Annotated in this window: 15 protein-coding genes and 2 pseudogenes; 7 read left to right on the forward strand and 10 right to left on the reverse strand. The window is 67.3% G+C overall.

Annotated elements, in window-relative coordinates; translation table 11 throughout:
• Positions 1-7: 7 nt before the first annotated feature.
• The 3 genes from OG520_RS00895 to OG520_RS00905 form a co-directional block, all read right to left on the reverse strand.
• Positions 8-1,498 (reverse strand): Dyp-type peroxidase, encoded by a 1,491-nt coding sequence (locus tag OG520_RS00895; protein WP_406011783.1) that lies wholly within the window; start codon positions 1,496-1,498, stop codon positions 8-10.
• Positions 1,499-1,598: 100 nt separating this feature from the next.
• Entirely contained in the window at positions 1,599-1,814 is a 216-nt protein-coding gene (locus OG520_RS00900) for a hypothetical protein (RefSeq protein WP_406011784.1), read from the reverse strand.
• Positions 1,811-2,005: a hypothetical protein gene (locus tag OG520_RS00905; RefSeq protein ID WP_406011785.1), complete on the reverse strand. Its 195-nt coding sequence runs from the start codon at positions 2,003-2,005 to the stop codon at positions 1,811-1,813. Before OG520_RS00905 ends, OG520_RS00900 begins: the two co-directional genes overlap by 4 nt.
• Positions 2,006-2,282: 277 nt before the next feature.
• Between OG520_RS00905 and OG520_RS00910 the strand changes: the two genes are divergently transcribed.
• A complete protein-coding gene (locus OG520_RS00910) occupies positions 2,283-2,486 on the forward strand; it encodes an ATP-binding protein (RefSeq protein WP_406016387.1) in 204 nt (67 codons plus the stop codon).
• Positions 2,426-2,799 (forward strand): annotated as a pseudogene (locus OG520_RS00915) (ATP-binding protein); the annotation flags it as partial. The gene OG520_RS00910 and the pseudogene OG520_RS00915, both read left to right, overlap by 61 nt.
• Before the next feature lie 213 nt (positions 2,800-3,012).
• Here the strand turns inward: OG520_RS00915 and OG520_RS00920 are convergent.
• Positions 3,013-3,561 (reverse strand): GNAT family N-acetyltransferase, encoded by a 549-nt coding sequence (locus OG520_RS00920; protein ID WP_406011786.1) that lies wholly within the window; start codon positions 3,559-3,561, stop codon positions 3,013-3,015.
• A 171-nt stretch (positions 3,562-3,732) separates the two neighbouring features.
• Here OG520_RS00920 and OG520_RS00925 point away from each other — a divergent pair.
• From OG520_RS00925 to OG520_RS00935, 3 genes and pseudogenes are all read left to right on the forward strand, one after another.
• Positions 3,733-3,963: pseudogene (locus OG520_RS00925) on the forward strand (IS1182 family transposase); the annotation flags it as partial.
• Positions 3,964-4,345: 382 nt separating this feature from the next.
• Positions 4,346-5,137 carry an IPT/TIG domain-containing protein gene (locus OG520_RS00930; protein ID WP_406011787.1) on the forward strand — a complete coding sequence of 264 codons (792 nt, stop codon included), beginning with the start codon at positions 4,346-4,348 and terminating at the stop codon, positions 5,135-5,137.
• Positions 5,138-5,300: 163 nt separating this feature from the next.
• Positions 5,301-6,359, forward strand: a complete 1,059-nt coding sequence (locus OG520_RS00935) for an IPT/TIG domain-containing protein (protein ID WP_406011788.1) — start codon at positions 5,301-5,303, stop codon at positions 6,357-6,359.
• A gap of 886 nt (positions 6,360-7,245) precedes the next feature.
• Here the strand turns inward: OG520_RS00935 and OG520_RS00940 are convergent.
• The 5 genes from OG520_RS00940 to OG520_RS00960 all read right to left on the reverse strand — a co-directional run bounded on the left by OG520_RS00940 (position 7,246) and on the right by OG520_RS00960 (position 9,420).
• Entirely contained in the window at positions 7,246-7,878 is a 633-nt protein-coding gene (locus tag OG520_RS00940; protein ID WP_406016388.1) for a transposase, read from the reverse strand.
• Positions 7,785-8,228 carry a transposase gene (locus OG520_RS00945; protein ID WP_406011789.1) on the reverse strand — a complete coding sequence of 148 codons (444 nt, stop codon included), beginning with the start codon at positions 8,226-8,228 and terminating at the stop codon, positions 7,785-7,787. Before OG520_RS00945 ends, OG520_RS00940 begins: the two co-directional genes overlap by 94 nt.
• A gap of 201 nt (positions 8,229-8,429) precedes the next feature.
• On the reverse strand, positions 8,430-8,705 hold the full coding sequence (locus OG520_RS00950; RefSeq protein ID WP_406011790.1) for a hypothetical protein: 276 nt from the start codon (positions 8,703-8,705) through the stop codon (positions 8,430-8,432).
• Complete coding sequence (locus OG520_RS00955) at positions 8,702-9,049, reverse strand: transposase (protein WP_406016389.1); 348 nt, start codon at positions 9,047-9,049, stop codon at positions 8,702-8,704. The genes OG520_RS00950 and OG520_RS00955 overlap by 4 nt, the downstream gene beginning before the upstream one ends.
• A gap of 233 nt (positions 9,050-9,282) precedes the next feature.
• Positions 9,283-9,420: a hypothetical protein gene (locus OG520_RS00960; protein WP_406011791.1), complete on the reverse strand. Its 138-nt coding sequence runs from the start codon at positions 9,418-9,420 to the stop codon at positions 9,283-9,285.
• Between the two features lie 545 nt (positions 9,421-9,965).
• Between OG520_RS00960 and OG520_RS00965 the strand changes: the two genes are divergently transcribed.
• Complete coding sequence (locus tag OG520_RS00965; RefSeq protein ID WP_406011792.1) at positions 9,966-11,231, forward strand: beta-propeller fold lactonase family protein; 1,266 nt, start codon at positions 9,966-9,968, stop codon at positions 11,229-11,231.
• A 652-nt stretch (positions 11,232-11,883) separates the two neighbouring features.
• Positions 11,884-12,087, forward strand: coding sequence for a hypothetical protein (locus OG520_RS00970; RefSeq protein WP_406011793.1), 204 nt, complete (start codon positions 11,884-11,886; stop codon positions 12,085-12,087).
• 151 nt (positions 12,088-12,238) lie between these two features.
• Here OG520_RS00970 and OG520_RS00975 read toward each other — a convergent pair whose 3' ends face one another.
• Positions 12,239-12,880, reverse strand: a complete 642-nt coding sequence (locus OG520_RS00975) for a nitrilase-related carbon-nitrogen hydrolase (protein ID WP_406011794.1) — start codon at positions 12,878-12,880, stop codon at positions 12,239-12,241.
• Positions 12,881-13,559: the final 679 nt, after the last annotated feature.

A 13,559-nucleotide genomic window follows, 5' to 3' on the forward strand; every position in this document is an offset into this window, starting at 1 on the left:
TCGCCGCTCAGGAGCCGATTGGCTTGTTAGGAAGGTCCTCGCCCTCGGCGAGCAGCCGCAGCGTGCTGATCGAGGGGGTGAAGGCGTAGAGCGCGCCCGCGGTGCGGACGAAGCGCTTCATGTCGACCGTGCCGAAGGTGCCGTCCGCCAGCTCGATCGAGGCCTTGCCGGCGAGGCCGGTGACCTTGTCGAAGCCGTTGGCGACCACCTGGTCGGACCGGCTTTCCCCGGGGGTGAACGCGTCGTCGTTGGACCAGTGCTGCTGGACCAGTTCGAACTGCTCTTCCAGCGAAGTGCCGTAGCAGACGAACATCAGCCCGCGGTCCTTGCCGTCGTCCGGGCCGCCTTTGAACTCAGGGCCGTACGGAATGCCGCGGCGCATCAGGCGGTGGCTCTTCGGCTTCTTGTCGACGATTCCGGCGAAGGCACGCGGATGGGTGCGGCGGATGTGCGCGGCCCAGGGGGTGTGCTGGCCGATGGGGTCGTTCGCGTAGTCGAAACCGTTCCGGTCCGAGCCGAGGCCGGTCACGGCGCTGCACGGCGGGGCGAGCGGTGTGCCGTCCTTGGCCCGGCCGACCAGACAGGCACCGAGCCGGTTGGCGTCCATGTTGCCGGTGAAGTTCTTGGCGCCGTCCACCACGGCCTTGTTCCAGCCGGCGACATCCTGGCGAAGGCGGCGCACCACTTGGAGGGAGCCGTTCTTCATCCACGCCGGCGCCTTCCGGTCGCCCTGTTCGCTCTTGTAGCCGAAAACGAACTCGCCGGGTTCGATCAGCTCGGTCCCGGCGTGGTTGTCGCGGAAGCCCTCGCGGCTGGCGTCCTCGCGGTGGAAGTCCTTGACGCCGGGCTGGGAGATGCCGTCCTTGTAGCCGAAGTGCTCGTGACCTTTCAGATCGCCCTTCAGGGTGCGGCCCTCGTCCACATGGACGCGCGTGATCTGGTGGGTCTGCTCGACCGTGTCGAGGTTCTTCAGCTTCTCCTTCAGCAGCGCCTCGGTGTCCGCGGCGACGATGAGGACCGCGTGCACGACCTTGTCGCCGGTGCCGGCCCCGAACAACCAAGTCTTGGGGTCGCTCTCGCCGGTGTCCCCGAGGTCCTTGGCCCGTGCGGCCGCGCCCGCGCAGAACGACGTGAAGGTGCTGAGGTCCTTCTTGATCTGATCGGGTTTGTTGGCGATCGTCACGAGGCCCTCGAAGGTGAGGGAGACCCCGCAGCGGACGGTGGTGATCGACGGGTCGCGGCCGAAGGCCCGGCGGGCCAGCGAGAACTGCTCGTTGAAGTCTTCCGTCTCGTTGGTTGTGGCGACGGTGTTGAGGATCGCGGAGAGCCAGCCGCGGCCCTTGGCGGCGTCCGGGAAACGCAGGTAGCGGAAGTCCATGAAGTCCTTGTTGAACGCGGCCAGGATGTTGCCCTGGATGTCGGTGGACCCGCGCAGCTCCGGCTGGGGCAGCTGCTCGATGGACGGGACGGCGGTGGGACGGGTGGGGGTCGTGGTCACGGTGGGGCTCCTCGCGTGGGGTGGAGGGCGGCGGCAGATTTGTAGGGACGACACGATCACCATCGATCACACAACGTAATGAATCAGATACTTTAAGTAACTATGCCGTCGCCCTGAGCTCTGTCAAACGGAGGCCCCGCCCTAGCTGCTCCAGCAGGGCCCGCTCGGTCTCCTCGGCCGCGACCGCCGCCTTGTCCTCGCGCCGGGCCTCGATGGGGCCGGTGGCGATCAGCCGGTTCAACTCCTGGTCGGTCCGGTCGCCGTACGAGCGCCTGGTCCACGGGCTGACCCGGGCCAGCTCCCGTTCCTCCTTCATGTCGGCGAGCTGCGGGGCTTCTGCTCGTCAGTCAGCCGGTACTCGGGCTTCTGCTGGAGGGCGGCTCGCTGCCGCTGGTTGTGGACCGTCGTGGACACCGACCGTGGGAGGGCGGCCCGCCTGTCGATGGTGCGGGTCGGCGACGGCACGGGCGCGGGGGCCGGCGGTTCGTGGAGCAGGTCGGAGACCATCGCGTCCGGGCGCGACTGCCCGAGATACCGGGCGAAGGCCGCGACGGCGCGCTCCAGGCGCTCCTTCTCGGTGCGGCGTCACCGAGCCGGGCCCGGGTGTCCTCGCTCTCGATGACGGCGAGCGGCAGCCACAGGTGGTTGGCCTTCTTGCCCCGGGTCAGGCCCGGGTACGTCGCGAACGCGTTGGCGCCGTGTCCGTACAGCAGGCTCGTGTCGCAGGTCATGCCCTGCGAGGCGGCGCCTACGTCTGCCCGAGTTCCGTGAGCGGTTCGTCGAGATCGCCAGCAACGCCCGGCGCGAGCAGGCGACCTACAAGCAGTTCCTGCTGGAGCTGTTGCAGGCCGAACTCGCCGACCGGGACGTGCGCCGCCAGCAGCGGCTGGTCCGCGCGGCGAAATTCCCCCGCTCTAAGCTAAGCGGCTGGAGGACTTCGACTTCGACAAGAACCCGAACGTCACCCCGGAGGTCGTCGCGGACCTGAAGTCCCCCGCCTGGGTCCGCGAGGGTCGCCCGCTGGCGATGATCGGCGACTCCGGCACCGGCAAGTCGCATCTGATGATCGGGATCGGCACCGCGATTGCCGAGGCCGGCCTGTCGGTGCGCTACACCACCACCTCCGCGCTGGTCAACGAGCTCGCGGAGGCCGACGCCGGGCGCCGGCTGTCGTCCGTGATCGCCCGTTACAGCAAAGCCGATCTTCTCTGTCTGGACGAGTTCGGTACCTCAACCTCGACCGCAAGGGCTCCAAGCTACTGTTCCAGATCTTCACCGAGCGGGAGGAACGCAAGGCCACCGCGGTCGCGACGAACTCCCCGTTCGCGGAGTGGGACAAGACCTTCGCTGCCCCGGCTCTGTGCTGCCATCGCCGACCGGATCACCTTCCGCTGCACCCTCATCCAGACCGGCACCGAGTCCTACCGCTACCAAGCCACCGCCGCCGAACACGCCCAGCAGGGCGCCTGACCGGGGGCCGGGGAAACCTGTGCGATCGTCGACCGCGGAGCCGATCAACCGGACGGCGTGAGCGAAGACCACACGCCGAACCACTGCTCGGCGCCCCACGCCTCGAACCGTTCCAGCTCGGTGAATCCCAGCTTCGCCGCGAGGCGCATCGAGCGGGCGTTGGTGGTCTGGGTGTAGAGCACCACCGGCTCACCGGGCAGCGTGCCGGCAAACCAGTCGAGTGTCGCTGTGCACGCCTCGGTGGCGTACCCGTGGCCCCACGCCTCCGGTAGAAACAAATAGCCGAGCTCGGTCTCCCCGGCCTCCAGACGGCGGTTGCTCGGACTCTCGGGGGCGTGCGGTTTGAGCTGGATCGTGCCGATCATTGCTCCGTCGAGCTCGACCACGAACCAGCCACGGCGCTGGCCGGGCACCTCGGGCACCGTGCGTTCGAGCTCGGCGCGCGGTCGAGGACCACCAAGGTAGGTATTCACCTCTGGCGAGGCGTTCAGCTCGATGACCGCCGCGCGGTCCCGGGCCTCGGACTCGCGGAGTACGAGCCGCTCGGTCTTGATCGGGGCAGGTGGCCAGGCGAGGGCTCTGTGGTCGGTCATGCCGACCAACCTAACCAGCAGGCTCGGAAGCGATCAAGACTCGCCGACCGATCAACCCACCGACCCGGGCCTCGCCCTCACCAACGGACGCTGTTGGTTAATTCGGGCCTGTGCGTGACGTCGGCCTTCAAGACCCGGTTGTGGTCTTGAAGGCCGACGTTGTCGTATGGGGTGAGTGCGGGTGTCGATGCAGCCGAAGGAGTCGGGGGGGAAATCCCGGCGGAGACGGTGCGGATCGCACGGGCCGCGTTCCCGAAAGGGAGCCTGGCGATCCGGGTCCGGGACGAGCTGGGGCCGTTGTTCACCGACGAGCAGTTCGCGGATTTGTTCCCAGTGCGGGGAAGGGCGGCCTGGTCGCCGGGGCGGCTGGCGCTGGTGGTGCTCTTGCAGTTCGCCGAGGGTCCATCCACCGCGACCTGAACCAGACGCCACCACCCCGGCCAGGCACGCCCATGCACCCCGACGCCCAACTCACCCTGACAGTGCCCCCGGGAGGGGCGCACGACGGTAGTGCAAATCACCTAGGCAGGATTTAATCCTACGTCCATATGAATTCCCCAATGCATCAATTGCACCTTCCGCGCTTTTAGCTCGATCGCTTAAATCGTAGCAAGCGAGAATTATGGCGCCCCGTGATGTGGAGCCGCGTCGCTTCACCTAGGACGACCCGCCCAGGCGCCCTGAAGGCGACGGGTCTTCACATGTCCTTCTCGCCCCACTGCCCACTGGGACATCCATGCGGTTGTGCGCCCAGGCAGAGCGGTACGTACGAAGGAGAAAGATCATGGCAACCATCACTTCGTTGGTGGACACGACGACCACCACGAACCAAGGCAGGCCCGGGAACACCGTCCAGATCAACGGAACCGGTCTGTCCACCACCACGAGGGTGAACTTCGGTTCGGCGGCGGTCACCCCGGCAAGCGTCACCGCCACGCTGGTCACTTTCGTGGTGCCCAGCACGGCGCCGTGCTCCGGCCAGGTTTCGGTCAGCGTCACCAGCAGCGCCGGCGTTACCAGCAACGCGCTACCGTTCTTCGTCATCGCCACGCCGACCACCACAGGGCTGAGCGTCACCTGTGTGCCAGCCGCCTCGGGCGGCTCGGTGACGCTGTTCGGGACCAACTTCCTCTCCGGAACGCAGGTGGGGGTGGGCACCGTCGGCAACGTAGCGGTCACCCCCACCCAGGCGAGCCAGGTCACCTTCACCGCGCCGACCAACCCGGGCCAGGTCGGTACGGTGTCGACCCAGCCGGTGACGATCACCACCGCCGGCGGTACCAGCACCTCGGGCACCACCCAGATCGACTACTACCTCACGTCGGCCATCACCTCGGTGCTTCCCACATCGGGTACGGCGGGGGACCAGATCACCGTCAACGGAACCGGTTTCGTCAACGTCGACACCGTCACCTTCACCGACAGCGCCACCGCCACAGCCACCGCGGTCTTCGCGCCTATCAGCGACACCCAGCTCGCCGCCACCGTGCCCGGCGGACTCGCCACCGGGGCCGGAACCATCACGGTCCACACCTGTGGCGGCAATTCCAACGCCCAGGCCTTCACCATCACCTGATCGTCGGGGATATCCGGGCACCCCGACGGCACGATCACCAAGTCGCGGTCCGTCCGCAGAACGTGGTGCGGATGGGTGGCAACGTCCCGTGACCTGGCCGACGATCGTCGGCCAGGTCACGCGGCGTTGCCGCCCCAAGCGCTAGGAGAAGGAGAAGAGCCTCATGGCCCCTGTAGTGACCAACGTCAGCCCCGCCCAAGGCACTCCAGCCGGGGGTACCAGCGTCACCATCACCGGCTCCGGCTTCACCGACGCCAGCTTGGTGAGGTTCGGCCCCGTCGGCGCCGACTTCGTCCTCGTGAGCGATACACAGATCACGGCCAAGACCCCCACAGGAACCAGTACGGTCAAAGCCACGGTCACGACGCCGACAGGGACCAGCACCCAAAACGTGCTCTTCACCTACACCTCAGTCCCGGCTCTCAGCAGTCTCAGACCTGCCTCCGATCCGACTTCGGGCGAAAACACCCTCTCCGGCGGACTCATCCCCACCTCAGGCCCCACCTCAGGCGGCAATACAGTCACCGTCAACGGGACTAACCTCTCCGGCGCCATCTTGGTGAAGTTCGGTAATAACTCGGCGACTATCCTCACCAACACCCCCACCCAGATCACCGTCAGTGCGCCAGCCGGGCCACCGTCCTCGGTCAGCGTTACGGTCACCACGGCCGGCGGCACCAGCAATCCCCTGCCCTACTTCTACATCGCCGCGCCCACCATCAACGAGCTGTCCACACATCTCGGCCCAGCCACCGGAGGCAACACCGTCACCGTCTTCGGCAGTAATCTGACACTCACCAGCGCCGTGAGCTTCGGAGGGAATCAGGCCACCACCATCAACGTGGTCTCCGATAGCCAGCTGACCGTGACCGCTCCGGCCGGGTCTGGCACGGTCACCGTCACCGTCACCACACCGGGCGGGACCAGCACGGCGACGACCACCGGGAATCCGCACTACACATATCTGGGAGCCCCCGTCCTAACCAGCCTCACCCCCTCCAATGGCTCTGATCTCGGCGGCGACGCAATCGTGCTGGGCGGCAGCAGCCTCACCTTCACCGACGCAGTGACCTTCGGCGGCCTCCCGGCCTCGTTTTCAGCGATCTCCGACACCCAGGTCGTCGCGACCTCCCCGGGCGGAACGCCCGGCACGGTGAATGTCGTGGCACACACCCCGGCCGGGAACAGCAACGCCCTGCCCTATGTCTACGACCCGTCCTGAGCCCAGCCCTACGCGGTGGTATTCGCCGCCGACCGCTACCGGATCCGTCTGCCCCTGGGGGCGGCTACCGGATCGGCCGGCTGGGCGCAGATGCAGGAGCTGCGGCGCAGTTCCTGCCGCACGCCCGCCAGTTGCGGCGCGAGACCCAGGACCCGGCCAGCCCTCACCGCTACACCCACGACTACTACCTCAAGGCGTGGGCCCTCACCGAGCCGAAGCTCAAGGCGGATTTCGTGGTCTTGGACGAGGCCCAGGACTCCAACCCGGTGGTCGCGCACCTGGTGCAGTCCCAGGCCGCTCAGTGCATCGCCGTAGGCGACTCGGCCCAGGCGTGCAGGCCCTGCCTTCTGAGGAGATATCTATCTCCTCAGAAGGCCTGCATGTCCTGCCCCTGCCTGATGCGGAATGCGCGGCGTCGGAGGTCTTCGTGCTCAGTGCGGACGACCGGGTCGTGGCGGCCGTGGCGGTGATTGACCAGATCTCCGGGCCCAGGTGGACGGACACGGAGAGACGGCAGGAGGCTGTCGGGCTCGGTGCCGTGGTCACCGATCCGCTGTACCCGAGCGTGCCTCTCAGCTGGGCCCTCGCCTGTTGGACCGCGGACCGGGCCGCCCGGACCGAGCGGGAGTGGGTCCGTCCGGGCAGTCGTGCCCCCGAGCGCCTGGCACTTCACGGGCAGATCGCATGCGGGTGGCAGCGCGTCCGCGCCCATCGTCATGGCCGTGTCGAGACGGTCCTGATGCAGTGTCCCGCCGGACGCAATGACGGACTCCCAGGTCTCGTGGAAGACCGGACGGCTTCGGACAACAGCCAGGGTGATGTCCTGTCGGCGCGCGACCTCGTCCGTATTGCCGCCGAGTCTCAACAGGAGCTGTCGGTGCCGGGATCACCGGCTGTGCCCGCCCGGGACACCGGCGCTGCTGGTGAGCGCGATGTGCGCGAGTCGGAGGTTCCGGGGACCGCCGGTGCACGAGGGTGCGTTTCGAAAGTGCTGGCCACAGCCACTCGTTGATGACTGCGACCAGTACGGTCGCCTCGTAGCGGGCGGCGAGTTTGTCGTATCGCGTGGCGACTGCGCGGTGCCGCTTGAGGCGATTGATTCCGCACTCCACCGCGTGGCGCTCTTTGTAGTCGGCCTTGTCGAACTTCGGCGGCCGCCCACCGTGGTAACCGCGCTTCTTGCGGTTGGCGATCTGGTCGCGCTTCTCCGGAATCGTGCAGCGGATACCCGCTTGCGCAGGTAGGCGCGGTTCGCGCGGGAGCCGTACGCCCTGTCGGCACGAACCCTGTCCGGCCGGGTGCGCGGGCGGCCCGGCCCGAGCCCGGGCACCCGGATACGCCCCAGGACCACCTGGAACTGAGGGGAGTCACCACATTGCCTTGCCGTGATCACCAGTGACATCGGCTTCCGGGCCTGCTCGACCGTCAGGTGGAGCCTGGTGGGCAGCCCGCCCCGGGAGCGTCCGAGCCCGTGGTCGTCGGGCTCGGTGAAGACACCGCCCGGCGGTTCGACCTGCAGATCCCCGTTTTACAGGCTCCCGCCGCATGCTGGTGGGCGCGGGCGATGGTCGAGTCCACCGGGACATCCCAGGTGATCAGCCCCTCGACGTCGGCCCGGGCCTGCAACCGCTCGAAGATGCAGTGCCATGTGCCGTCCCGCTGCCAACGCCGGAACAGGCCATGGACCGTCTCCCAAGGGCTGTACCGCTCGGGCACGTCCCGCCACGGAGCACCAGCGCGGGTGCGCCGGCGTATGCCGTCTATCAGCTGCCGCTTGGTGTGCACCGGCGGCCGCCCAGTCTTTTTCCTCACCGGGAGCAGCGGCTCCAGCTTCGCCCACTGCGCATTCGCCAGATCACACCTTCCCACGAAGTGGATCTTGAAACGTCGAGATCCACTTCTGAAACGCAGCCTGGAGTCACGAATCGGGGATCCAGATACAGGCAGTAGGTGACGGCGCCCCTTGGCCCGCGAGGAAGGCCACAGTGACTCCCAGACGCGGTTCTGGCACAGAACTTGGGGAGCGGTCGTGGAGCGTTACCTCGGTGTTCGAATGCGCTCGTTGATTGGCTACTCAAGGGCTCGGTAGTCAGGTGACGGATGAACCAGCTCGGGGTGTTCGGCTACGTACCGATCGCTGTGGATCGCCAGCATCGCCCAGTGCCACGCCTCGTCGTGAAAGATCAGCCCGCGGTACGGCGCCTCAGCCGGTTCGTATGGGTATCGCTCCAGGGCGGCCTCCCTGGCCTCCTTCGGCGCCAGCCCGCCGTGATGCTGCATCACCCATGCGTAGCCACGCCGCTCGGACTGCAGGCAGTCGAGATACTCAGCTTCGTTCCATGTCACGGCTCAACGGTAGACCGGTCGCCGAAGGCGGCGGCGTGTCGCTGAAGCAGGATCATTTTTCGGAGCAGCTCGAATCCGGCTCGCCCGTAGAGCTGCCGCTTGATCTTCTTGATGCGGTTGACGGCGCCCTCGGTGCTGCCGGAGCTCCAGTCCAGGGTGAGACCGGCTGCCACAGCGTCAAGGTCTCGGAGCAGGCGGAGTGCGAAGCCGGTGAGGCCCGGTAGCTGGCTGGCGTCGACTGCGGCGATCCAGGTGGGGAGTGTGGCGCCGAGGCGGGCGGTGAGGATCTCGCTGAAGTCGCGGACATGCCCGGCGGCCGTGTCCAGTTCGGGGCAGCGGGCCAGGACGTTCTACAGGGCGGCGCGGTCGTCTTCGGTCAGCACGGTGGGGTGCCGGGTGAGCCAGCCGGTCACGCTGGCCGCCCTGTTCGCCACCGCGGCCCCCAACGAGCAACCGGAACGCACCGACGAAGACCGGCTTCGCGCCCGCCTCGACTGGAACACCTGGCCCGACGTCGCCCACCACTACACCACCGACCCGACGACGCTCTTGACCTCTACGGCATCCGCCTGTGCACCTACGCCGTCCGCATGGACTCCCGGCAGGAGGCACGGGCGTGACCGAGCAGGCCACATCCGGCCGCGACCTTGCCCGCCTTGCGCTCGCCCAGTACAAGGCCCGCCGGGTCGGACCTGACAGGCTCTGTACTGGGCATACGGGACGCTTCTCCTGCCGTGCTCGCAGGCTAACCCCGCAGAACGGGATGTCTCACCCGAGGCTGACAGAGAGGGGCGCAGTCAGGGCGACGGGCTGGTGGGCGCCCTGGGGGCGCTCGGTGGCCTCAGCATCGTCCTCATGGCGACGATAGTGCACGCCTGTACTGGACAGTTCTACACATATATCAGATGGACCGTGTCAAAACGCGCGAAACAACTAGCCGACCCATAGCCTGACAGGTGATCACTGTAAGTGATCTATCCCTCGCTGTCAGTGCCATCGACGTGGTTGACGGCAGCTGACCCTATTCATGACGTGGAGGTGCCGGTGATCAGGCGCAGGAGTAGGCAGACCGGGTTGGGCAGTGGCCCGGGAGCCGAGAAGAACGAGCTTCGACCAAGGCCACGGGTGTGGGCGCGGACCTGCATGGCGGGGCTGGCCATGTTGGCGGGACTGACCTTGCCGGCCATCGCCCCACCCCTGGCCTGGGCCTCGCCAGGGCCGAACGCTTACGTCGCCAACGGGGTCTCGAACAATGTGTCAGTGATCGACACCACGACCAATACCGTCGTGGGCAGCCCGATCCCCGTCGGCAACAACCCGTTGGATGTGGCGATCACTCCGAACGGCCAGCGCGCCTACGTCACCAACGTAGGCTCGAACAATGTGTCGGTGATCGACACCACGACCAATACCGTCGTGGGCAGCCCGATCCCCGTCGGCAGCCTCCCGGCCGGTGTGGCGATCACTCCGAACGGCCAGCGCGCCTACGTCGCCAACGGGGTCTCGAACAATGTGTCGGTGATCGACACCGCCACCAATACCGTCGTGGGCAGCCCGATCCCCGTCGGCAACAACCCGTTCGGCATCGCGATCACTCCGAACGGCCAGCGCGCCTACGTCACCAACGTAGGCTCGAACAATGTGTCAGTGATCGACACCACGACCAATACCGTCGTGGGCAGCCCGATCCCCGTCGGCAACAACCCGTTGGATGTGGCGATCACTCCCAACGGCCAGCGCGCCTACATCACCAACGAGCAATCGAACAGCGTGTCGGTGATCGACACCGCCACCAATACCGTCGTGGGCAGCCCGATCCCCGTCGGCAGCCTCCCGGCCGGTGTGGCGATCACTCCCAATGGCCAGCGCGCCTACGTCACCAACGGGGGCTCGAACAATGTGTCGGTGATCGACACCGCCACCAATACCGTCGTGGGCAGCCCGATCCCCGTCGGCAACAACCCGTTGGATGTGGCGATCACTCCCAACGGCCAGCGCGCCTACATCACCAACGAGCAATCGAACAGCGTGTCGGTGATCGACACCACGACCAATACCGTCGTGGGCAGCCCGATCCCCGTCGGCAACAACCCGTTCGGCATCGCGATCGCCCCGGCCAGTCAAAAGAAGCCGTCCTTGACCATCGCCAAGAGCCGCACCGGAGAGTTCACCCGAGGCGATAAGGGCACCTACACCATCACGGTCGGTAACACCGGGCCCGCCCCCACCGACGGCACCACGGTCACCGTCCGCGACACCCTCCCGCGGGGGCTCACCGCCGACCGCATCAGCGGCTCCGGCTGGAACTGCACCCGCTCCACCCTTACCTGCACCCGCCGCGACGTCCTCCCTGCGGGAAGCAGCTACCCACCCATCACCCTGACCGTCCGCGTCTCCTGCAGCGCGCCCGCCCGCGTCACCAACAAAGCGACGGTCACCGGAGGCGGCGACACCACCACCCACACGGCCACCGCCCCCACCACCACCAAGCCCGACAAGCACTGCGGCAAGCACGACCACCGCTGATGACGGCAAAGAAGGGCCAGCGCCGGCGATCCACATCCGCGACCGAACTCCTCATCGCGATGGCCACCGCCAGCCCTGTGCAGCAGCGAAATGCAGCAACCAGCTCCGCCCAGTAGTGCGCCTTGGAGGCTTCGGCGAGACCGCAATGACCGTCGTTGACCGATCCAGACAGAGCTACGGATCATAAGGTCGCCGGTTCGAATCCTGCCAAGTGCCCAGCGGCCCTGTGGAGTGATCCACAGGGCCGCTGGCTTTTTGTAGCCGCCAACAGCACCATCTGCTCCCGCCATCAGGTCACCACAACCCCGGTGCTGATCAGCAAAGAACTGACACGTCGGCTCAACGCAACGCGGCCCAGGCATAGCAGGGATCGTCCCCGTTACCTCGCCCATTCGCATCCTGGTACTCGGGCCCGCGCAGTGCCCGCACTACGAACTGTTGACCGGGTCGCTGGAGACGGCCTGGCACGACGTCACTCAGGAGTACGGGCGCTTGAGCTTGCCCGCGTTCGTCCACGGCCTTCCCGACGGGGCTCGGAATCGGAACTGCGGTGGCCTGCTGGGCGCGATCCGACGGACTCACAGCCGAGGGCCACACCACCGACTGGGACACCTGCAGGCCCGACTGCCCCACCGACGACCCTGAACACCGCATGCAGCGAAAAGACCGGACCACGTTTTACCGGGACGCCGCGTGCCGTCTCAACCGGCAGATGATCGACCGGGGCGCCGACCTGGTCATCGCTGTCACCACCCCAAACCGCCGCTTCGCCACCGATCTCCGCTACGCGCACGCCGCACAGATCCCCGTGCGGGAAGTCCACGCGCCTGATGCGTCCTCGAGGAGCACGAGCTGATCGGCAGCCGGGCCGACCGCTATGCAGCCGCCTGCACCGCACCGCGGTGTTGATGAATCGACTGATTGATGAGCAAGATCGGCAAGCGCGGGTTCGAGTTAGGACCGGCGCCAGATCATGCCCATCAAACGGAGTCAGAAAGTCGATGTGCTCATGAACTTGAGGAACACCGCTCTCTGTACGGGCTGGCGAGTGCGGCCACCTCAGGACGACGGCACCGCCGATCCCCTCGCACCCGTTCCGACCCCGCTGGCTCTTCCCCGGCTTGCGGGTCGCGACTTCCGTAGTCGCTCTGGCTCGGACTAACGAAGACCGCCCGCGCAACCTCATCGGGGGCGGCGCCCGCCTCGGCGATCAGCTCACCATCGGCAGACCAGATGCCCGAACGGCCGGACGTGCGGTCGAAGCCGCCACCGGTCGGCCCCGCGAAGGCCGTCGTGACGACCCACACGCCGTGGTCTGCGGCGACCCGGCGGGCGCGCTCACTGTGGACCTCAGCCTCGTGATCGGCGTGAACAACCCCAGCCACATACCCGTCGATGCCCAGTGCGGCCGTCTTCGCGGCGTGCTCGGGGACACCGGTGTCACGACAGATGGCAAGCCCCAGCCGCCACCCGTCCACTTCAAGCACGGCAGGCTCGCCGGGCACGAAGCGGACAGCCTCGCTGCCGTGCAGGCAGACCTTTCCATGGACCACACGCGCACGATGCCGATACGCGGACCCGGCACAGGCGCGCCGACCAGGGCAAGTGACCTGGTCACGGCACACGCGGCGACGATCGGAGCCAGCCATTCGTCATCTGGGAAAACCAGCCTTGCGTCCAGTTCGTATCCCGTCAGCGACATCTCGAAAAACACCACCACCCGCGCACCCTCCGCCCGAACGGCCCCCGCATGGGTCACCTCGTTGGACAACACGTCGTGCGCCACGCACCTCGGCTGCGCCACCGCGATGCCCAACGGCTGAACCACCCTGCACCCCTCGTCGAATCGCAGGATCACCCTATACAGCGGCTGCACGGCCGACACGGATCCAGCACCGCCACCGAGCCCACCGGACCGGTCCGCACCACGGAGGCCGCCTCGGCCGGCTACCACCAGACCGCGCACTGCGCCACTGCGCCACGCCCGCGCCAAGAAGGCCGGCCGCCAGGTGAAACCGCAGCGCTTTCGGCAGACGGCGTGACCGGTCGACGGTCAGTCGGCAACGGCGCGGGCCCGGCCCTCGCGACGGGAGCGAGAGGACGGGCCCGGTTCGCACAGCCAGCGGATCGCTCTCACGGACCTGTGGGCCGCCTCGTGATCCACCCTCGGGCGGCTTTCTCGCGCACTGGTCAGAAGAGCAGTGGATCACACCCAGACGTAAAGTCGTACAGGCCGCTGGCGTTGCGGACGCACTTGGCTGAACCGGCATAAGAGTCCCGCAGCTATGCATGCCGACTGTTGTCCCACCCGGGACGCCGCTGACGCGC

Source organism: Streptomyces sp. NBC_00984 (assembly GCF_045162475.1).
Classification (GTDB): domain Bacteria; phylum Actinomycetota; class Actinomycetes; order Streptomycetales; family Streptomycetaceae; genus Streptomyces.